The 21387-nt window shown below is 35.0% G+C and carries 25 protein-coding genes; 4 read left to right on the top strand and 21 right to left on the bottom strand.

Going from position 1 to position 21387, the window contains the following annotated elements:
• Position 1: 1 nt before the first annotated feature.
• Together addB and HCB38_RS11165 are read right to left on the bottom strand one after the other, a co-directional pair.
• On the bottom strand, positions 2–3475 hold the full coding sequence (gene addB, locus HCB38_RS11170; RefSeq protein WP_185638579.1) for a helicase-exonuclease AddAB subunit AddB: 3474 nt from the start codon (positions 3473–3475) through the stop codon (positions 2–4).
• Positions 3476–3624: 149 nt separating this feature from the next.
• Positions 3625–3981: an IDEAL domain-containing protein gene (locus HCB38_RS11165; RefSeq protein ID WP_185319413.1), complete on the bottom strand. Its 357-nt coding sequence runs from the start codon at positions 3979–3981 to the stop codon at positions 3625–3627.
• 129 nt (positions 3982–4110) lie between these two features.
• Between HCB38_RS11165 and HCB38_RS11160 the strand changes: the two genes are divergently transcribed.
• Positions 4111–4368, top strand: a complete 258-nt coding sequence (locus tag HCB38_RS11160) for a competence protein ComK (protein WP_185638577.1) — start codon at positions 4111–4113, stop codon at positions 4366–4368.
• A gap of 26 nt (positions 4369–4394) precedes the next feature.
• Here HCB38_RS11160 and HCB38_RS15110 read toward each other — a convergent pair whose 3' ends face one another.
• Positions 4395–4592 (bottom strand): hypothetical protein, encoded by a 198-nt coding sequence (locus HCB38_RS15110; protein ID WP_260484365.1) that lies wholly within the window; start codon positions 4590–4592, stop codon positions 4395–4397.
• Positions 4589–4822 (bottom strand): hypothetical protein, encoded by a 234-nt coding sequence (locus HCB38_RS11155; protein WP_074046912.1) that lies wholly within the window; start codon positions 4820–4822, stop codon positions 4589–4591. Before HCB38_RS11155 ends, HCB38_RS15110 begins: the two co-directional genes overlap by 4 nt.
• A 531-nt stretch (positions 4823–5353) precedes the next feature.
• Between HCB38_RS11155 and acrIIA4 the strand changes: the two genes are divergently transcribed.
• The 3 genes from acrIIA4 to HCB38_RS11140 all read left to right on the top strand — a co-directional run bounded on the left by acrIIA4 (position 5354) and on the right by HCB38_RS11140 (position 6711).
• Entirely contained in the window at positions 5354–5617 is a 264-nt protein-coding gene (acrIIA4, locus tag HCB38_RS11150) for an anti-CRISPR protein AcrIIA4 (protein ID WP_185638575.1), read from the top strand.
• A 4-nt stretch (positions 5618–5621) separates the two neighbouring features.
• Positions 5622–6071 carry an anti-CRISPR protein AcrIIA1 gene (gene acrIIA1 / locus HCB38_RS11145; protein ID WP_185638573.1) on the top strand — a complete coding sequence of 150 codons (450 nt, stop codon included), beginning with the start codon at positions 5622–5624 and terminating at the stop codon, positions 6069–6071.
• A gap of 67 nt (positions 6072–6138) precedes the next feature.
• Positions 6139–6711, top strand: a complete 573-nt coding sequence (locus HCB38_RS11140) for a hypothetical protein (RefSeq protein WP_185638571.1) — start codon at positions 6139–6141, stop codon at positions 6709–6711.
• A 152-nt stretch (positions 6712–6863) separates the two neighbouring features.
• Here HCB38_RS11140 and HCB38_RS11135 read toward each other — a convergent pair whose 3' ends face one another.
• The 17 genes from HCB38_RS11135 to HCB38_RS11055 all read right to left on the bottom strand — a co-directional run bounded on the left by HCB38_RS11135 (position 6864) and on the right by HCB38_RS11055 (position 21385).
• Positions 6864–7163 carry an STAS-like domain-containing protein gene (locus HCB38_RS11135; protein WP_185638569.1) on the bottom strand — a complete coding sequence of 100 codons (300 nt, stop codon included), beginning with the start codon at positions 7161–7163 and terminating at the stop codon, positions 6864–6866.
• Positions 7157–8059: a histidine kinase gene (locus HCB38_RS11130; protein ID WP_185638567.1), complete on the bottom strand. Its 903-nt coding sequence runs from the start codon at positions 8057–8059 to the stop codon at positions 7157–7159. Before HCB38_RS11130 ends, HCB38_RS11135 begins: the two co-directional genes overlap by 7 nt.
• A gap of 157 nt (positions 8060–8216) precedes the next feature.
• Positions 8217–9134 (bottom strand): N-acetylmuramoyl-L-alanine amidase, encoded by a 918-nt coding sequence (locus tag HCB38_RS15160; protein ID WP_312025809.1) that lies wholly within the window; start codon positions 9132–9134, stop codon positions 8217–8219.
• A gap of 3 nt (positions 9135–9137) precedes the next feature.
• Positions 9138–9374 (bottom strand): hypothetical protein, encoded by a 237-nt coding sequence (locus tag HCB38_RS11120; protein ID WP_185638565.1) that lies wholly within the window; start codon positions 9372–9374, stop codon positions 9138–9140.
• Entirely contained in the window at positions 9371–9655 is a 285-nt protein-coding gene (locus tag HCB38_RS11115) for a holin (protein WP_185638563.1), read from the bottom strand. Before HCB38_RS11115 ends, HCB38_RS11120 begins: the two co-directional genes overlap by 4 nt.
• A gap of 12 nt (positions 9656–9667) precedes the next feature.
• Positions 9668–10033, bottom strand: a complete 366-nt coding sequence (locus HCB38_RS11110; protein ID WP_185638561.1) for a Gp23 family protein — start codon at positions 10031–10033, stop codon at positions 9668–9670.
• 38 nt (positions 10034–10071) lie between these two features.
• A complete protein-coding gene (locus HCB38_RS11105; RefSeq protein WP_185638559.1) occupies positions 10072–10218 on the bottom strand; it encodes an XkdX family protein in 147 nt (48 codons plus the stop codon).
• Positions 10219–10539 (bottom strand): hypothetical protein, encoded by a 321-nt coding sequence (locus HCB38_RS11100; RefSeq protein WP_185638557.1) that lies wholly within the window; start codon positions 10537–10539, stop codon positions 10219–10221.
• Between the two features lie 16 nt (positions 10540–10555).
• Positions 10556–11647, bottom strand: a complete 1092-nt coding sequence (locus HCB38_RS11095; RefSeq protein ID WP_185638555.1) for a phage baseplate upper protein — start codon at positions 11645–11647, stop codon at positions 10556–10558.
• Positions 11644–12678, bottom strand: coding sequence for a hypothetical protein (locus HCB38_RS11090; RefSeq protein ID WP_185638553.1), 1035 nt, complete (start codon positions 12676–12678; stop codon positions 11644–11646). Before HCB38_RS11090 ends, HCB38_RS11095 begins: the two co-directional genes overlap by 4 nt.
• The gene (locus tag HCB38_RS11085) at positions 12679–13704 is read right to left on the bottom strand and encodes a phage tail protein (RefSeq protein ID WP_185638551.1); all 1026 of its coding nucleotides are present in this window, start codon (positions 13702–13704) and stop codon (positions 12679–12681) included. It lies immediately after the preceding gene.
• A gap of 8 nt (positions 13705–13712) precedes the next feature.
• On the bottom strand, positions 13713–14531 hold the full coding sequence (locus tag HCB38_RS11080) for a phage tail family protein (protein WP_185638549.1): 819 nt from the start codon (positions 14529–14531) through the stop codon (positions 13713–13715).
• A gap of 1 nt (position 14532) precedes the next feature.
• On the bottom strand, positions 14533–19590 hold the full coding sequence (locus HCB38_RS11075; protein ID WP_185638547.1) for a tape measure protein: 5058 nt from the start codon (positions 19588–19590) through the stop codon (positions 14533–14535).
• 10 nt (positions 19591–19600) lie between these two features.
• Positions 19601–20206 carry a bacteriophage Gp15 family protein gene (locus tag HCB38_RS11070; protein WP_185638544.1) on the bottom strand — a complete coding sequence of 202 codons (606 nt, stop codon included), beginning with the start codon at positions 20204–20206 and terminating at the stop codon, positions 19601–19603.
• A 5-nt stretch (positions 20207–20211) separates the two neighbouring features.
• Positions 20212–20634, bottom strand: coding sequence for a phage tail assembly chaperone (locus HCB38_RS11065; protein ID WP_014601077.1), 423 nt, complete (start codon positions 20632–20634; stop codon positions 20212–20214).
• Between the two features lie 51 nt (positions 20635–20685).
• A complete protein-coding gene (locus tag HCB38_RS11060) occupies positions 20686–21018 on the bottom strand; it encodes an Ig-like domain-containing protein (protein ID WP_185638542.1) in 333 nt (110 codons plus the stop codon).
• Positions 20948–21385 carry a phage tail tube protein gene (locus HCB38_RS11055; RefSeq protein WP_096813386.1) on the bottom strand — a complete coding sequence of 146 codons (438 nt, stop codon included), beginning with the start codon at positions 21383–21385 and terminating at the stop codon, positions 20948–20950. Before HCB38_RS11055 ends, HCB38_RS11060 begins: the two co-directional genes overlap by 71 nt.
• Between the last annotated feature and the right edge of the window lie 2 nt (positions 21386–21387).

Genomic DNA, 21387 nt, shown 5'->3' with positions numbered 1-21387 from the left:
GCTACTGCGTCCCTCCTTCTATATCCATTTTTGTTAAAATCGTTTCTGTTTTTTCATTTGTTAAATGTCTATATTGATTACTCGTTAAGGATGGATCAAATCCACAAAATGAGCGAAATCCACAAAATTGACAAGGTGTTTTTTCTTTTAATTTATAAGGATTAATGGAAACAGCTCCATCTAGTATTTTATTTCCTGCCTCTTGATACTTTTGCCTTACAAATCGGCGCATTTTATCAAACTCTGCTTTTGTTGCAGTTCTGGAACGGGCACTTAACTCACCGTTTTGCTTAATTTCAGCTGGAATAATATTGGAAGACTTTCCTTTTTCCAGATTTGTATCCATGAGCGAAACAGCCACAGGATCTGATAAAATTAAGCCTTTCATTTTGGAACTTTTTTGCAGTTCCCGAGCAATTGCTTCATCACTCAATTCTTTTTCTGCTTGGACATATTGATTATGCATATGAAAGTACAAAACTCCAGCAGGTTCAGCAGTTTTGCCTATCATTTTTTGAGCATTTGTTATAACTATGTCTAAATAAGTAAGCATTTGAAGAGCCAACCCATAATAAACTTCAGTAAGAGCCAAATCATGTGAACTAGATTTATAATCAATGATTCGAAGGAAAGTACGATCATCTAGTTCAGCTGCATCAATTCTATCAATACGTCCTTGTAAAAGAAGTTCGCTATTTGATTGTAATGGAATTTTTAAAGGTGGAATATCTCCTTTCAAACCAAAATCCACCTCTAAACCAATTGGGCGAAACGCACTGCTTTTCGCTTGTTCATTTAAAACCGTAGTAGCTCTTGTAATAATTTGAAGTAATTTATACTGAATATATTCCATCCGTTTTGAACTTAATAAAATTTCATGTTGAATCTTCGGAGCTAAAAATGTCATCGCAAGTTTAGCCATTTGTCTACATTCTTCCTCCGTCAAATCACCCCAATCTCGGTTAGTTCGCTTTAATTCAGCCGAAATCCATTCCATTGCCCCGTGGAAAATTTCTCCCATGTCTACAGCTTGTAACTTATAATGAGCTCTTTCTTCTAATTTCAAGCCATATTGCGCAAAGTGTTGGAACTCACAACTAAAAAATTTCTCCATTCGCGAAACACTCGCATGAATATTTTCACCAAATAGATTTTTAGCAGTTGTTTCTTGGAGTGGTTTGGTATTATTTTCATAATAAAGACTAGAAAGTACTTGTTTTGCTACCTCAGATTCTTTGTTATCTTCAAAATAACTATTATAAGCATCCCACCATACATTTGATAAAGGATAACCACGTTTATACATTTGTAATTGGCTTGTTAATAAACCCAGTGTAGCTTGTTTAGAACGAATATAACTACTTTGGTCTTCCTCATTCAGTAAACTTGGGTCAGTTAAATAAACCGATTCATTTAAATTTTTGAATTGGCCTTTTATTTTTCTTAGATAATTCGATTCGCTAAGAACTTTTCCTTCCTCATCTGCAGCTGGATAACTAAGAAATAATTTGTCGCTTGGCAAACTCATTATTTTATAGGCTAATAAATCTTCTTCACCAATGTTATTTTTAGCAGATGGCTTTAAATTGCTATTTTCTACTCGTAAAGAATCGCGATCTTGATCTGACAAAATCCCTTTATCTTTTTGACGTAGTGGCATTACACCATCATTCATTCCAATCGCAAAAACAACTTTCATATTAAGCAACTTTGCATTTTCCATATCAGCTAAAACTATTTGATCTAAAGAAGGTGGTAGTAAAGAAAATTCTAGCGCATCCAAGCCAGTCGTAATTATTTCAGAAAAACTATTAATATCTAATTCTTCCTCACCTAAAACTTCTACAAATTCATCTAGCAGTTCTGATATTGAGCTCCAAGCTTGTTCATGTTCTCTAGCAAGTTCCAAATAACCATTTTCTTCTGCCACTTGTCTCCATGATTCTAAATGTTCTACAGCTTTAACTTGCTCCAAATAATGATATAAAGCCGTAGCAAATTCTATTCCTGTTTTTGCTTTTGTTAAATTATCTTCTAACGTTGAAAGCGGTTCAACAATAAGGTTTCTCATTTCATTAATAATGCTTTGAGTCGCCAATTCTTCATCTGTTTGTGGCAATACATTGGTAGAAAGTCCTCGAATTTTACGATAAATCCAATCGCCTTCTTTTTCCCATTTCCACTTATTTTGAATACCATTTTCAAGCACATAATTTTCTAATATATCTGCTTTTCTTCTCATAACACTCGCATTTTCAGCCGTATCAAAGAAAAATTCTGTTTTAACTGCTTGGAAAATTGGTTCATATTTCCAATTAAATAAAATCGCATCAATACTGGAACGAATAAATTCAATAAATGGATGTTTTGCCATTGCTCGTTTTTTGTCTATAAAAATAGGAATGTCAAATGACTCCATTACTGTTTCACATAAAATATCATAATCACTGATGTTTCTAGTCAAAATCGCTATGTCTCGGTATCTATAACCCTTTAATGTTAATTGCCGAATTTCGCGGGCAACACCTTCCATCTCAGCACGCCTATTATTAGCTTGACGGATGGTTAAATCATTTGCTCCACCTTCATATGACGAGTATTTATTATCTCCCCAAGCGTTGGCTAAAAAGGCTAATGATTCGGAGTTAGCTCGTTTATTTTCTATAAGGATTTTCTCCGGTTCCACTTGAATTTTATTTAATTTAGCCATCTCTAATAAAGCAAAGTATGCTTCAGTGCTCGCTTTAAACATACTGAATTCTTCCAAACCTTTATGAATTTCAGGCACGTTTAAAGTTAACGATACTGTTACTTTATCGCATTTTTGCATAAGCTTTTCTATTACTGTTAACTCTTGTTTTGAAAAAGAAGTAAATCCGTCAATAATTATTTCCGTTTGACTTAAATAATCACTTTCAATAATTTTATCTGCTAATAGCCTCAGATAATCCTCGTTTTCAAGAAATTTTCCTGCTAATAATTCCTCATATTTTTGATAAATAAGCGAAATGTCATGTACTTTGCTAGATATACTTGTAGATAGATTTGTCGCGCTATTCTCTAATTCTTCTATAGAAATTTCTTCTTGTTTCATTTCTTTAAATAACTTAGCCAATTCTGAATAAAAGCCTTTTTTTGAAGTAGCTCTAGAGAAAATTTTCAACTTATCTTTTTGATCTAAAGCAGCTTTTCGAATAACCATCTCAATACCTGTTTGACTCAGAAAAGTTTTAGATAATCCACCTGTTTCTTGAAGTATTTTCCAAGCAAGCCTACTAAAACTGAAGATTTGTGTCCCTAACATCCCTGCCAAGTTTTGTTTATTTAAAAAGCTTGTTTCCATTTGAAACGTCATTTGATCGGGGACGATAAAAATATACGTCTTGGAAGTTTTTTTGATTTTTCCGCCTACTTCATCCATCAAATGAGTGGTTTTACCTGTTCCTGCTTTACCAGCAATTATTTGAAGTGTCATACCCTCACCACCGAACATATGTTTTTATTTAGTTTACCACATTTGAGCAATCTGTCCAGAACTTTTTTCGGAACATTTTTTTTACGAAAATTTATAAAACAGCTCAAAAAAACTAAGATAGCTCTTACTATCTTAGTTTTTCATATATTCTACTCAAAAGCCAGCATTTCCTGTTGGATTTTATTCATTTTTTCTGTTAGTTGCATAAATTTAGCTTTGTTCCTATTATCGAGAGCTTTATCAATTTCAGCTCTAAGTTGTTCTAATTTTCTCTCTTCTAGGAGCATCGTCAGGAAGCATTCGATAAAAACATTTGTTAATTCTTTTTCACCCTTAAGGACGCCCACCTGATTCATCAACGAATTAGAAAAATCACGCATTTCCACGACTACCACTCCTTCACTCATATTTATTACAATTTCGAAAAAATGTAATATGACAAGAAAAAACAGAAAACAGCTTGAAAATACAACTTTACGAAAATCTAATGACTTGTAAATTACCATGTGCTATAATGACAAAAAATAACTCATAACTTACTTTGGTGCTTAGTCGTTATTTGGAATTTTGTGCATTACGCAATAATTTCAGGTTACTTCTTAGACATAAATACAAACATAGAGGAGTTGAATGAAATGAAAAAAGAACAAATAAGTACTCAGTTTTATGAAGTAAATCCCCACACAATGATTATTTTTCCAAAAAAATCTGGAAGTATAGTCTATTCAGAAATTTATGAAGTTGATTCTCATTATACTTCTAAATTTACCCCATTTGAGTTAATTAAAACCAGCTGCAACTTTTTCGGATCAAGCTACGATGGACGGAGGATAAATGAGATGCAAAAAAATAAAGACATCCTGTCAAAAAGATGTCTTTATTTTTTACTATAATAATAGAAGGAATATTCTTCTTATGGTTAATTATTAACAATAGATTCATGCTGTAAATATTCATCATAGATGGATTTTAGATCCATTTCGTTCTTTTTTATACGCCTTTGAAATGCTTTTAACTTCTTCGTTTGAAATATATCTGAAAATATCATTTCTACTGCGCCGTTCTTTCCTTCGACATAGCAAATATACCTAAAATCATTAAAGCTATATTTTCTCATGTCATAACCTCACAAAAAACAATATCTTCTATATTAATGTCAATTATTCGTTCGTCAAATCTTTCAAGCTGCACAATATGTTTTTCGTTATCAATGTGAACAGGAACCAGATACTTATAGCGTACGTGATGATTGTTCTTTAAAAACAGTACTTCTATTGACCAATTGCGTTTGAGAGCATCCGCTAACACTATTGAATGTTCTAAAATATCATCAATTAAATTATACATGTTCTTCACCTCTTGCATACATTATACGAACAAACGTTCTTAAAATCAAGCGTTAAAAAGTGTTGTGTTGCATTAAATTATATGTAATAATATTCACATGAACGATAGTATTCGTTCAATCATGAATTTCATTCATCTCATTAGCTGTTTGACATCCCTTTTAAAAAAACAAATGAATATAACAGCAACCTCGAATAATTTTTCGGGGTATTTTTTTATATTAATTGTTGACGCTTTCACAATGATATGTTATTATGTATTCAAGAACTTAATAAGTTCTAGCGCTGTCTCGGCGCATTTTAATTACTTATTGTGAAATGTAAATTTCCATAAGATTAATTTTATTTAACATGAAAAAGCTACAACTTTTAACTACTTATTATGAAATGTAAGGAGAAAGGCATCAGACTTCGGTTTGATGTTTTTTTATTTTAAAATAAATTTAATAAAACTATTGACTAATACGAATAATCGTAGTATACTATAAATATAGTAAAGAACAAAAAAATTATAAAGGATGGATGATGAAAAATGAATATTAATGAATTAATTAGAGAAATCAAAAATAAAGATTACACAGTAAAATTGAGTGGAACTGACAGCAATAGTATCACACAACTATTTATCGATGTGAATAATGATGGTAACGAGTATGTAATTTCTGAAAGTGAAAATGAATCAATCGTTGAAAAATTCATCTCTGCATTTAAAAATGGTTGGAATCAAGAATACGAAGATGAAGAAGAATTTTATAATGACATGCAAACAATCATCTTAAAAAGTGAGTTGAACTAAAAATATGTCAATAAAACTATTAGATGAATTCTTAAAAAAACACAATTTGACGAGGTATCAGTTAAGCAAATTAACTGGTATCTCGCAAAACACTTTAAAAGACCAGAACGAGAAAGCTTTAAATAAATACACTGTTTCACTATTGCGAGGGCTAGCGCTTGCTACTGGTTTGTCTGACTCGAATGTTTTATTCGAATTAGCTAATATAGAAAAAAACTATGACGATCTCGCCGGATTTAAACAACTGTTAGATAAATATAAACTTTCATTTCCTGCACAAGAATTTGAGTTGTATTGCTTAATCAAAGAGTTTGAGTCTGCGAATATAGAAGTGCTATCTTTTACTTTTAATAGATTTGAAAACGAAGAACATACAGATATAGAAAAAGATGTTAAAAAAGCACTAAATAATGCGATTGCTGTGCTGAAAGAAAAAAAAGAAGAATTGTTATAAAAACTATTGACTGCTACGGTTATTCGTAGTATAATATGTATATAGTAAAGAAACGGGAGGAATCACAGTGAATAAATTTGCATTTGAAAATGATAGATATCTAGAACGAAATATCAATGCAGTTGTAGAAAAAATTGCAAGGGACTTTAATTTGCACTTAAAAAGTAAATACAGCAAGGATTGTGAATTCATTATAGTTGCTGATAATTCATTCGATAATATCGAAAACGCTATTATATTTTTAGAAATTAAAAGAGAAGATGGAAAAGCGTGTCAAGATCATCACATTTACGCGGAATATGAATGTGATGAAGATGGCAACGAATATATTGCATTAACAGTTAAATTTTACGGTTCTAGCGCATCTAATCAAATAAACACGGTGCAGGGGATAAAATCAAGTAAATATGCTTCTTGTATTGTTTCTGACACAGACAATCAATTATCTAAATCAATTCATGAATTGAATCTTAAAAAAGAAAAAGAACAGCAAGAAGCATGGAATAAAAAAGAGGCGGAATACGCTATTAGAAAACAGGCATATGTATCTCAAAGCGAACGCGAAAAATACGAAGACATTTTCGATTTACCTTTCAATTTCTATGATTATATTGACAAAAAAGAAAATGGATTAATCTAAAATATTATTCAGTAGAAGTTTTTTGTACCTAATCAACAAACTTTTAACTACGCATCATCGTGCAATGTAAATCAAAAAAAGAAAAGCATCAGAATTCAATTCTGGTGTTTTTTGCATAAAAAAAGCCCTAACGGTGAGGTTAGGGGGTTAGTTTACACCATCATCTTTAGTTTTTCTACTTCAAACTTAAACCTAGAATTAATCATATGGTTGATTTGTTTTGTTGTGTCAATAAAAGTTAAATTACTCTTTATAAAATCAAAAGAATAATCGTTTAGTAATTTTATTAATGCCGAATTTACAAATGAAGAATTGACACTTGTAAAACCATTAAAGGACACTTCAATTTTAGTCCCAGCAGATAATGCTTTTTTAATTTCCGCTCTCACCACATCACCATCGGCATTTGAAAATGCATTTTGAGTTATATTGTTTATATATAATTTTACCATACAAATTCCTCCTCCGGATTATTCACTTTTCTAGCTAATTTTGCATCAATATTAAATTCATAGAAAGTTCCTGGATAAAACGATTCCTCTTGCGAACAAGACATATTATTGTTGCTAGCTGTAATTATACCATTATTTGAATGCAAATGTACAACACCAAGATTGTCATTGGTGATTGCTTTAATAATGTTTCCAATACCCGCACCTCTGTTGTGGGGCTGATTTTCTGAACTAACTCCGAAATCAGTTGCCTTTTTCAATAACTCTGAATCAGATAATTGTGGAAATTTTTTTCGCAATGACATAGGTATGCCCACACCAAAATCTGAAACACATATTTTTATTTCTTCGGCTCTAGGGAAATATTGTGCGGATATACAAGCAGTTCTAACAGTCGAATGATCAGCTATATTATTAAAAATTTCTTCAAGAGAAATTTGTAGATAATCTAAGTCTGCCACATTGACATTTAATATCCCGCCTATCCATGGGATAAAACTATTTCTAACCCAGTTAACAGAGTCCTTATAGTTAATTAATTCTAACGGACACGTATTCCTTCTTTTCCCCAAAGGTTCTGAAATTTCAACATCCATATACTCAGAAAAAAATTCAATATCATTTAAAAATTGCATTACCTTTTTATTTTCAGAAGTTGGAGAACTAGACGTATATCTCTTAAATTGAATAGACACATTACAGTTATTAAGTTGTAACCACTCAATTGTGTTACTAAGTATTGTTAGTCCTGATGGTTCAATAAACCTCAAGTGTTCCAAGTTAAAAATTATTTTTTTACATGTTGGAACTAAACTCTCATTTATACATTGTTTTAGTACACTGTACATTGTATCTCTATTAAAATGTGGAGGTAATATAACTTCTTTTTCTTCCAAAACACTCATCCCTTTGTTTATATTATTACAAATATACCTTAAAATAAATATTAAAACAATATAAAATTAAGCATGTGTGTACTTTATTATATAATAAATATTCTGCTAAAAAGTATCATTGAATAAAAAACCCCCGCAAAATGCGAGGGCAATCGTTCTATTTCAAATACGATTTTTTAATATAACCTCTCTTACCTCTGAAGTAGCAGTCAATAAAACCTTTAGCCTCTTTACCTTTTGAAACGCTAATTTCCTCGCCTTTTTTCAAAGTATAAGAAACTTTGCTATTCCAGTCGGGCGATACACGAAAGTGTGTAACATCTTTTGTTTTCATTGTTATGAACGGTTTTGCAGTAGTGAAGTATGATTCTTTCATATATCCTTTTTTACCATTTAAAATAACTTCATAAAAGCCATTCTTCTCCACGTCCCAATTCACTTGTAGAGCCTGAAATTTATAAGCAGTAAAAGCTACTTTACTATTCCAATCAGCCGATACACGTGCGCTTAGTGCGTTATGAGCATACACCCATTGTTTGCCAGTTTTAGTAGCTGTTTTAGATGTAATACGATTGTACTCATCTATAATCGCTTGTTGTAGAGATGCCCAACGTTTTTCAGCTAAAACGCGATGCGGACAATATTTTCCGCTCCAATCTTGATGCTTTTTAATAGTATCCTTTGTAGCAATAATATTTTGTTGTACACACAACCCAGCGACATATTTAATAGTATTTTGTTCTGATTTTGTATATTTAGAACCTCCAGATTTGCTGTAACAAATTTCTACACCGATGGTATTTCGATTTCCATATCCGTTTGCACCGTCACCACAATGCCATGCATTTCTATTAAAAGGCACAACTTGGATAGCTTCTTTATCATCAACTGCAACGTGGAAACTAACTTCATTGTTATTGTTCTTACAGTAATCTGTCTCATTTTGTGATGTAGCATCATTGTACGTATTGTGTACAGTGATTTTTTCCGCCTTCATATAATTAGGTGCTTTGATGCCATATTTTGAACTTGATACTAGATTTTGTCTAAATGGTATCCCATTGACTGTTGCCATTTGTTACTCAACTCCTTCAATTTCATTTTCTCGAAATCCTTGCGTTACCCGTTCATCATTATTAATATAAAAAGAGACAAAGAATAAATCTTTCTCTCCTTCTTCACGAATCGTTTTGGTAATTATTCCTCTATACTCCCCTTTATCAATGATGTTTTTAGCTGTTTCATCTAGCTGTTTATCATTCTTTACGCTGTCTGTATCAACTACTTTTACTTTTTGCCCTTTACAAAATTTCATTTGTCTTCATCCTCTCCATATTTTTTGCTTCTATTAGTAAATTGTTCGAACAAACCAGTACCCCCTGCTCCTGACAATGCTCCTGCCCAAATCATCGTTGCAAGCGATCCAGAACCATCCAAAAATGTTGCTAACGCCCCCAAAATAGCTCCAATAAAAATACTTACAGTTGGAAGCCATTTAGAAGGAATTAACTCCGTTTTCTTAATAGCCTGTACAAAAACAGGTGTTACAACTACTAAGAAGGTCATATATACAAGTAGCTCTTTTCCGAATTCCATTTCTACCATCCTTTATTTTGTAATTTTGTGTTCTAGTAAATCTACTTTATGCGCTAACTTACCAACCGATTTTGACAGACTGTCAATTGACTGTTGTTGTTGTCCCATCATGTCATTTTGCTTGTCCATTAAACGCTGTTGTTCGTTCATCGTGCTAATAAACTTATCTCGTTCTTCTTTCGATTCTTTATCCCGCTTTTCGCGCTCTGTTTCCATTTTGTCGCGCTCTTCTTTCATTTCTACTCTTACTATTTTTGAGTCATCCCAAATCCTTTTGGTAATAATCAACAAAATAATAAACAGTGCGATAAATAGCGCCGCGAAAAACATTTCTTTTGCTAAAGCATAATCAAATACTTTTGTTAAACCTTCATACATCCCAATCAGCCCCCCGTTTTCAACATAAAAAATAAGCCTTACTCGGCTTCTATTTCTTTCATAGCGAGTATTTCATCCGCCTGCGATTTCGTTATCTTTTTTAAAGTAACGAACTTGTTAACATCTGCTTCAGTATAGTAGCCACCTAAAAAATAGTCTTTTACTTTTTCATACCAATTTATCATTTACAAAACACCTGCTTCCGCTAGAGATAATAATAAATCTGCATTATCTTGCTGCGTTTTCTGTTCAATTTCTGCAACATATAGCATCATATCTGCATTTTCTTGTTTTAACATTTCTAATTCTGTTTTCTCTGCTCGTTGACTAGCAATAATTTCTTGCTGTCGTTTTTCATCTAAAACAACTTTACCGTTTTCAATTTTGCACACATTAATTAGATTCATGTTACTTTCTGCTGCTTCAACTTCTATAAATCCTTCGACTTTTTGATTACTCCACATATCAATATAGCCGTCCTTGTTAACTGTAACAAATGACTTCATGTTAATTACCTCCTGCCTAAAAGATTGCCACTGTTCTTAATGCGTAACTCGTGCTTGGTGCTTGACCATTTGTTGCATCTCCACTGACGCTTGTTGGTGTTAGTCTAACTGTTTTCTTAGCTGCATCTGTTGCCCCAGGCATATTTATCCAAGTTGCTTTATTATTATTTCTTACTAGATATTCTTTTGAGAAAAAATACTGGATATAACCATAGTCCTGCACCCCTGTGCCCGGAATGTAACGTGAGAATTCTAGTAATACGCCATGTTTTACTTTTGCTATATCCCACGAAAACGAATGCGTTTCTAAGAAATAAGAAGAACCAGACCATACCAGAGTTTCTTTGTGTATATCATCTGTGTACGCTTTTGACTCAATTGTTGCGGCATTAAACTTTGTGCTCGCATCTACTTTTGCATCAGCAAGTGCTTTGTCCGCTTTACTCTGCGCTCCTGACGCCGATTCTTTCGCAGACCAGCTTGTTTTCTCCGATGCTGTAACATGTATATCAACATTATTAACATGTGCATTTAAGTCAGTTTTTTGTGCAAATTGTTCAGAATTCATACTATCAAATTGTATTTGTAAATTGTCCGCTTTCTCATCTAATTCATCTAATTTAGTTGATAATCTAGCTACAGAGTCATTAAATATCTTTTCGTAATCATCCCAACGTTCCACATAATACGTAGCAACAGGAAAAAAGTTATCATCAATCATTGCTTTTTCAATTACGAAACTAAAACGATGAATTTGCATTGATTGATTTGGATATTTAACGTATAATTCTGCATTTACTTGTCCATCGTGGCTTATCTGATCATCAGTTAATGAATACTCAAAAACACCTTTTGTTCTGTTAGTTATTTCTGGATTAACAACATATTTACTTTCATATTCTTTGCCAACTGACATTATCATCGCAAGCGTTACCTCTGCTGCACTTGATAAAGGCAAACTATTTACTTCTTTTTTTGCTGTAAAAATTAATCTGGCAGTTCCTCCGGAATCTTGTGTACTAAATTTTATCGCTGGAACGTTAGCTTTAGCATTTTGAGCACTAACAGAGAAATCAAGAATTGCAGATTTAAATATTTTATTTTTCATGAGAAAATCTGCCCCCCATAAATTTTTTGTTCTGCTGTAGTGGAATTTAAATTTATCGTTGAAGATGATTTGCTTAGTATGCTTCCATAGGTTGATTTAAGACCAATGTTTGACGTTGCTTCACAAACATTCGTTGAAAAGAAATAAGCTTGACTTAAAAATTCAGCAGACATAATAATATTTTGATTTACAAAGTAATTATTATAGCAGCCGCCGCGCGACTGATCATATAATACAGCAACTACGTTTGTTGCTTTTAAATTCGTATCAAATCTACAGTTAGAAACTGAACCATACCAGCAACGCAAAAAATTAATAACAGCTTTACTATTGTTAACAGATGTGCTCATAGAATTAACGCCTTGCACAACGCATTGAAACATGATGCCTGAAAAAGTGATACTTTTTACAAAAAAACCTGTTTGAGCAATTTTAGAATCGATTGTAGCTAAATTTGTTGGACGGATATAAAAATGTCCCGCTCCACTAATCGAACTAACATATACGTCTTCGTTGTATTGCCCCGGCTCACAGTTGATATATATATCACCGCCAATTTTTATTTTAGGGATCATATCTACTGCTTTTTGTATCGTTTTAAAAGGCTTATCAATATCTCCGTTACCTGTTAAATCACTTCCGCTTACAGAACTAACATAATACTCAATATCAGCTGCTGAGTTACCGTATAATTCATCCAGCTTGCTTCTTAACTCTATATTTTGTTCGCTCACAGACTGTAACAATGCGTTTGATTCTGCTAATTCTCCTGCGATAGCTGAATAATCCCCATTTAATCTGCTGTTTAAAGTACTGTATATTTGTCCATTTTTGCTAGTTCTCGCATCAACTACTTCCGTAATGTTATTCCCGCCTGCTTCTAAAACAACATTATCGATTCTATTATTAGTTGCATTTATATCTACATCTTTTGCCAATGAATCTTTTTCTAATTTTTCCATATTAGCATTAAACTGCTGGTACTTATTAGAATCAAAAAGGGTATTTCCCCATCTTTCGAGATTTAACATCTATTTCGCTCCTTTCAGTGCTTTTGCTAATTGGGCCATTATTGATACTATCGACTTTTTATTATTTGAAAGTGTTACTTCTGGCGCTTTTATTGTGAATGGATACTTTTTGTATGCAACTATCTGCACATCATAATCAATGCCAAGAGGCTCATAAATAAATAGAACGTAATCTCCTTTTCCACAATCGTAGTATTGTTTTAATGTCACACTTCCCGTCGTCGCTGGATAGTCTTGTAATTCGAGCTTAAGGCGCCTTTGCATGTTACCTGCAACGGTGTATCGTTCATCAGAAATAGGTTCCTGCCATCGCACACCCCATTTACCGACTTCTGGACTAGTATAAGTAACAGGAGAAAAATAGTTATTTCCATTACTATCCACTTTACCGTAACCTTTTATTTTAGTTTTAAGGGATAACGTGTCAATATCAAAACTTACTTCGTCTGTGTTGTATTTATATCTAATGAAATTTTCTGTCTTAGTACCATAATCTTCACGCGGTTTAAAAACTAAATGCTTATTATCCGGAATAACAACCACTCCATAGTCTTCAAGTAATTGATCTATAAGCGTTAAGTAGTTATTATTCCCAAAGTTTTCTTGTTGAACTTTTTCGAGCTGGTTAGAAGGGTCGATTATCTGCCATGTAAAACCTCTGTTATCAGTTTTAAAAACATGAGTTAGGCACTGCGTTAAAGTAAAAGAACCGGTGATTTGCTCATCTTGCCGTCCATCTTGACACGTATAATAAATGTGCGGAGCTTTAATATCTTTAGATAACGTCTGACCAATTGCTTCATGACTTAATTGTTTTACAACAAATTCTTGACCTCTAAAATAAACAGAACTTTCATAATCTAAAAATGAATAACAATGGGCATTTTTATTTGTCTGTGTAACTTTAAATTCAATGTTCCACATTTCGTTTTCTGTCCAGGTTTCACAAAAACTTTCTTTATCAAAATCTGTTAATATTTCTTCGTTATTCTTCCAAAAATCAGCAACTATAATATCGCTATTCATGTAATCACCTACTTATACAAAAAGGAGAAATCCCATTTTGTATCTAAATGACTAGTATTACTAATCTCGATAAGATTTTCTCCTTTTTTTAAACTTATTAAGCCGTGATTCGTTTGTCGTCCACAAGGACTTCCGTTTATTCGCGGAGTTGCTCCGTCAATAACTAATGTGTCCGTTGATGTTAGCGCTGGATGATATATAAATCTATCCCCCGTTGTTTTGTTGTAGATAGTTAATTCTCCCTCATTTTGCCCTCTTATCGTTATTGTTAAAGGATGCTCGCGTGGGTCAATATCAAAACTTCCGCCATTATATATAATAAATCTGTTTTTTGTGTGAATATATCTATAATCCTTCATCGCTAGCCCTTGCCCAAACTGCCATTTATCACAATCAATTTCAGAATCACTAAGCGTAGTACTCAGTGATTCTGAATAACCTCGAAACACATCGAATTCAAGTGTCAAATCTGCGTATCCCGGCGCTTTGCGGTCGATGGCAACGCCACTCGGATGTACTCTATATTTTTTACCAGGCGTTTTAGAATGAACTAAAAAGTATTCTTTTCTCTGATAAATAAGTTCCATTAATTCATCTAGTTTAACATGATATAAGTCAGCAGTGACTGTTCGGAAATGGCACAATATAGAGATTGGAAACATACTGAAATTACTGTCAGTTGTTCTAGCACCATCGGAACCAGCAAATTCAATATAATTATTTACTATTTGCGGCGGCTCTCTGCTCACTTCCCCTACCTCTAAATCAAATAATTCATTGAGCATATATGTTTTATCTTCAATTACCAATGCGAGTGATGTAGCCATATTATAGCCCCTTTCCGTAAAATGCTAGTGATGTAGAACTTCCTAAGTGATTGTTTGTATTATCTGCAATATCTTTTCCATCGACATTAAAAATAATAGGTCTATCGCCAGATTGCTGAATGGCTTTGATTAAATCAGCGTTGCTTGACTCTTTTGTCTTGTTGTCAATAATCGTCTTAACTGTAATAGTTCTGTTTAAATCAACGCTTTTTAGGCCCAACGCTTTTTCTGCGGAAATCTTCGGCAAAGTGATAGTCGGAACAGTCATATTAGAAGCAGCGTTTACTACTTTATCGACCATTTTGTTCGTTGATTGCACCGCACCTTTAGCACCAGCTAAAACACCATTTCCAAGACCACCAGTAAAATATTTCCCAAGCTCGGTGGCCACGCGTGAAGGCGAATGAATTCTAAGCGCCTTTTTCACCGAATTAGTGATTGTATTAGCGATGCTCTTAGCTGTTTTTTCTAGTTGTTTTTTCTGACTGTTTAGTCCGTTTATAAGACCTTTCGCTGCGTTTATACCAGCGCTGTACATTGCATTAGCCGCTGTGTTTCCCATCGCTTTAGACGCGGAATTGATTTGATTCTGCGTGCTATTAATCGCTTTGATAGTCTTAGCATCAGACTTAGCAAGAGCTTGCGCATACGATGAACCATTTTCTACTCCTGCTTCTAAAATGTCGTTTATAATGTCTTTGCTAACACCTTTTTTACGCAATTTTTCCACATTTGCTTGAAATGCTTTAATTTCTTTTAAGCGTTTCTGCATTTCTGCTTGTATTGATTGCGGATTTTCTGGGTCTACATTGCTAATAGATCCATAGCTTTGCATTTTTTCAGTAATTGAAGCTGCATACTCTTTACTCTGCTTCGTCAAGTCCGCCATTTTAGTATTAGCGGCTTTTAATTGAGCGACGACTTTATCACGTTTCTTAGCTGTTACAGCTAATCTATTTGTTTGTTGAACAATGTAACCTTCAATACTATTCAGGGCCTTAGCTTGTTTAAGTTGCCCGGCACTCTTATTCTTAGAATGTAATCCCGCGTCAATCGCTGAGGATATTTTGTCTTTCAGCGTACTAGACAGCTTCTTGATTTGCGATTCAGTACCTAGCGCACTAGCTACAAGATTATTCGCCGCTTTCGTCACTGCTTTGTTTTTATTTGCGATACCTAATGAATAACCAGCACCAAAATCTCCACCTAATTTTTTCGACTCTTTTGAAGGTGAATGCGAGTCTTGTTTTTTCTGAACTGCTGCTAGTGCTTTATTTGCTAATGCAGATGCAGCACCAGCAACCATCACACCGCCGCTAGCTATACCTTGGGCGTATCCAGATGCGAAGTCAGAACCAACTCCGCTAGAATCAACAGAGGCCGCGCCACTTTTAGCAGAGTTACCTATACCAGTCCCTGCTGAATAAGCGCCGCCTTTTCCTCCCATAACTCCATTGTTAAAGCCCGCACTGTCTTTCGAACCAGCTGCTTTGAATGCGTTCGGGTCTGTTGCGCCTTCTTTTGCTTTATTTTTAACTGCTGAACCAGCTGATTTAGCAGCGCCTTCTTTACCTTTTACACCGTCCGCAAAGTTCTGTCCGCCAGTTTGACCTTTTGTTTTCATTTCCGAGTCAATAGAGTCAGTGCCCATTTTTACGCCATCAACTAAATATTTTCCTGCACCTTGATAGTCACCGGATTTGATAGCAGTTAAAAATTGATTTTTCCCACTTTCTCCGTTCAAAAACATGCCGTTCGGGAGTGAGGAAATAGTACTTAGAACATCATTATTAATATTTAAAGCTGCTGTAGTATAATCGCCGCTTTGAAGCGCTGTGACAAAAGCTTGCACTCCTTGTCCGCCACGCTGCCCCATTATGCCAGCTAATCCTGCTAACGTGTTATCAATTGATGTGCTTGTAGAAACAAAATTTTGCCATAACGCAGACAACTGTTCATCGCTAATATTTCCAAGTTGAGATAATCCGCTCGCAAATGTTTCAGCATTTAAAGTGCCTCCATTTGCGATTATTGCGTTCATTTCAATAGCCCAATTTTTTAAGTTTGTAGACAGTGTCTTGTTTTTCTTCGTTTGCTCGTCGATTTGAATTTGATAGTTTGCTTTTTCGGTTTCAGTTGAAGCGTCCGCTTTTTTCTTTTTCAAATCAGCAAGCGATTTCTCGCCAGTTTCAACAGCTTTTTTCTTATCTTCATATAAGCTCTTTTGAACTTCTAAGCTCGTATTTCTTTCCTTTTCATTTAAGCTTTTACCTTGTTCTAGTCGCAATAAGTTCGCTTCAACATACAACTGATTTTGTTTCGCTAACTCTGTTTGAATATCAGTAGTTTGTTGTTGTAAAAACTTCTTCTGTTGAGCAGTTAACTCCTGCCCGTCAGCCCAACGATTTGTTTTTAGCATATTTGAATAATCGCTTTGCAAAGTTAGTAACGTGCTATTATTCTTTGTTGTTTCGTCTACTAAAGTCTTATTTGCATCTGCTATAGCTTTTTTACGCTTATCTCCTTCAAGTTCCTGAGCTTTTTCCATAGCAGCACTATAAGCATCTTGAGATTTTTTAGCTGATTCTTGATACTGACTATATAACTCTTTAGCAGAATTTAAGAATGACTTAGTTTTCTCGCTAAGTTTATTGCCGTATTGGTCCACTCCACCGCTCAACATCGTATCTATCGCTTGATTCGACTTCGAAACAGTTGTTTCAGTTTGTTTAGCTGTTGATTCAACTACTTTCAAGCTATTTGCTATCTTTTTGCTAGAAGTTTCGGCTTTAACGCCAGTTGTTTCAGCTTCTCCGCCCATTTCTTTGAAAGCGTCAATAGTTCCGCTTAATGCATAGTTATCTTTATTAAATGCATCTTTTGCTGCTTTTCCGGCTTCATCAAAAGCTTTTTGAGATTCTTTTACACTTTTTAGCGCGCCTTTTATATCTCCTTTAAGAGCTTGGAACGTTGCTTTGATTGTATAGTAGAGACCTTGCATGTATTTTGTTGCTACCAGCACTACTCTTGCTAGCACTTGAATAACATCCACTACAGTCGCTAAAACTATTCCCAGCGATACCCAAACAGCTACACCTACATATTTTAATATTTCGCTAAAGCCGCTGCTAACAGGTTTAAAAGCTGATGCAAGCTGTTTAAATACATCTACTATCTTGCCGAAAGAGTTTTTAACACCAGATAACATTGTGGATAAAAAACCTTTTATGTTTGCTGTATTTTCTTTAAAAGCCGCATACATTCCATAGAAAACTGCTATTACAGCTCCTACAATCCCAATAATTATCCCAAAAGCCGCACTAGCAGAACCTAGCGCAGTTTTAAGCCCTAAAAACGAACCTTTAATGGTGTTAACAATTCCGCCAAGTAATGTCCCGCTGCTCGCTAAGCCTCTGAACGCCATCACCAACCCAGCGACTTTAGAATACACGCTACTAAGAATATTGAATGCTATAAATCCAGCGGCTACTTTTGCCAAAACTGGCGCCCATTCGATTAAAACTGGTATAAACTCTTTGATTTTTTGAATTAAACCAGAAAGTTTCTTCTGGAATTCCGGACTTGCTGTTACTGCTGCAAACTGTTTAAATGCGTTTTTAGCAACATCTAGTGCTTGGATAATCGGGCCTTTTAAGTTTTCGGCGATATTCGCAAGACTCTTAACAGCTGCGGTTTTCATGTTCGCAAATGAACCGCTGATAGTGTTACCTGCTGTTTTTGCTAGGCCTGCCATTTTAGCCGTGTTACCAGCCATGCCAGTTGTTCCTTCTTCGATGCCTTTAGTTAGCATTGCAATAGCTTTAGTCGATTCCAGCGATCCTTCAGAAACATATTTTTTCATTTCTCCAACAGATTTACCTGTCGAGTTTGCTAAAATTTGCCAAGCCGGAACACCAGCGTCAACTAAACGGTTAATATCGTCTGCATAAGCAACGCCAGACGCTTGCAATGCTGAGATAGCATCTGTCATCTGGTCAATTGATTCTGAACCGTTACCGACCCCGTACGCCGCATCAGCAATAGCTGTGAAAACAGGTTTTACATTCGCTGCTTTCATGCCTGCCGCGACCATTTTTTTAGCACCTAATGCAACAGCGTCGAGCGCAATTGGCGTGCCATCAATAGCAGCGGTTAAGTCCGTTATAACAAGTTGCGCATCTTTTGCAGAGCCAGTAAGGACTGTTAGTGATTTAGTCGCTGTATCAATCGTATCAACACGACCAATAGCGCTACCCACAACATTTTTAGTTGCTGCAATTAATCCGAATGCTGCCGCTAATCTGAGAATACTAAAGCGAGCTTGTTCCGCTGGTTTTTCGACTGAATTTTTAAGTGCTTCACGCATTCCAGCGCCTGCACCTTTTGCCGCCGCTTTAGCTGTGTTAAATCCGCTTGCTAATCCACTTTTAATTAAAGAACCAGTGCTTTTCGCAATGTTTCCTAGGCCTTTTAATGCTGAAATACCAGCTTGTCCAGCCGCTTTCGCTCCGGTTTTCACAGCACTAAATCCTGCTTTTAATGCTGATTTAATACTGATGCCAGCGCTTTTGATTGCACCAGGGATGGATTTAATGACATTAATTGATACTTTAACAGCTGACACAATACTACTTTGTACTGTCTTAGCAATTGAAAAGAAGCCGTTTTTAATATTAACCGCTGTGTTTTTGATACTTGTTCCAAGTTCCTTTATCGCTGTAATAGATGCTTTAGCAGCGTTTACGAACCCAGTTTTTACTGTTGATGCAAGTTTAGATAGTGCGGCTTGTACATTTGAAGGCAACTCACGCATAAAGTTTAAACTAGCTTTTAAAGCATTTGAGCCAGCACTTCCCATGCTTTTAAACGCATTTACAAACGTGTCTTTTAATCGTTTCGATTGACTAGCAATATTAGATACTGCTTCTCTGTATGCTTTATCTAATGCCGCCCCTGCATTTGTGCCTGCTTTCGCTAAATCTTTTTCAAACGCATCAAGTTGTTTATCTGCTTTTTTATCGTCTAAACTAATCTCAATTACTACTGATCCATCGCTCATGTTCTCACCTCTAATCTTTTAACTTATATCTGTTTTTCAGTTTAATTAATTCGTTTCGTTCTTTTTCTGTTCCTTTCCCCGAAGGTAATTCCGCTTGTCTAATGCCGATTATCGTTTTAATTGTTGTATCATCACGCAAACTTTCTAACAATGCTCTAAACTTATACCAATGCATTTTCCCCCGACTATCTAATAAATCAATATTGTAGTCTTGTAAAAAAGAAGCGTAGATATAATCCGCATCTTGCGTTAACGAATATGAAGCAATTTCCTCCGCATCGTCATTGTTGTTTGTAGCGCTTGGCATCTTGTTTCCGTCGATATCATAAAGCAAACCATCATCATTTTCTTTAACAATATAATTAGTGAAAATATCAATAAGCACTAACGATTTTTCTTCAATGTTCGCGTATTCGTCTTCCTCGTTCGAACGTGGCCAAGGCATATCATCAGCAAATAGCACGTCGATTGCTAGGTTAGCTCTGAACACATCAGATAAACTATTATCTTCCGTTAACTCAATCACTCTTAGAACGTTGTCAAAGGCTAAATCGAGCTTATACTCTTTTCCTTCGTATTCGTAAATATCGTTAACTCCAAAAGCAAGCGAAAGCATTTAAATCACTTCGCTTTTTTCGTCATTTTTGCTTTATATTTCTTTTGAATTTCATTTTGTTGTACTTCCATTGTGCCAACGACAGCATCAACAACTTGATTATATAAAGTAAGCATTCTCATTACGTCTTTACAAATTGCATAACACTTATCAAAAGCTGTATCGTCACACAACAGAATATTAAACGCGTGTTTGAGCGCCTCTCTGACATTATCCATTAAGACATCGTAATCATTTATAGTCATTTCGCCTAATTCGTCTAGGTTGTATTTATCCAATTTGTCCAGTTTCTCCTTGTACTTCTCATCCGCTTCAATCCATTCACGGCGCATTTCATCACTTAAGCTAACTCTAAATAGTTCAGTACCGAGTTTAAATTCTTGATACGATTCTTCTAATTGAATATTGATTACATTATTTTGTGTCATGTATGATTTCCTCCAATTTAAAAGCCCCTACTGTAAGTAAGGGCTCATTTATTAATCCGCTGCTTCTACTGTTACTTGCACTACTTTACTGATAGAAGGATTTTCTTTAGATGCGACAGTTATGTTTGCTGTTCCTTCCGCTACGCCTTCACCTGTACCCACACTATTGATTTTTGCCTTCGGTGGATTAGATGAAGTGTAAGTTACTTCTTGACTAGCTCCCACTGGCAATACAGAAGCATTGATTGTAAATGTTTCTCCTACTTTAACGGTAATAGTATCGTGGTCCACTGTAACGCTGGACGGGCTCTCCTCAGGGTTTTGTAACCGTTGGTGTTTCGTCATAAGCGATTCGACAACCGAATGCCGGGAATTCTGTAGCATCACCGCCACCAGCAGAACCTTTGATTTCTGATACAGTCGCTTTACCAACCGCTGTTTCAGTATCCGGAATTTCGATTTTAAACATAATACCGCGATTTTCTGGCGTTCTGCGTTTAGCGACAATTAAGTTTTGCGCTTCGTCTTCACGATCGTGTGTACCTTCGAATGTGTAAGCTTCTGAGTAACCTAGCACAACCGTTTTTTCGTTTCCGTCGCCATCGTAATCGCCTTGCTCTTCTGTGTTATCTGAACCATCATCAGAAACGTTGGTAATCCATTTGGATAGTCGTTTCCACACTGGCTCACCCGCACCATCTACAATTTCAGCAACAAAGTATTTCGTTTTCGCATTTTTAATTCTAGCCATTT

It is taken from the genome of Listeria farberi (assembly GCF_014229295.1).
In the GTDB taxonomy this organism is placed as follows: domain Bacteria; phylum Bacillota; class Bacilli; order Lactobacillales; family Listeriaceae; genus Listeria; species Listeria farberi.
Note: the sequence above shows the minus strand (reverse complement) of the source record. Positions and strands in the feature narration are given on the sequence as shown.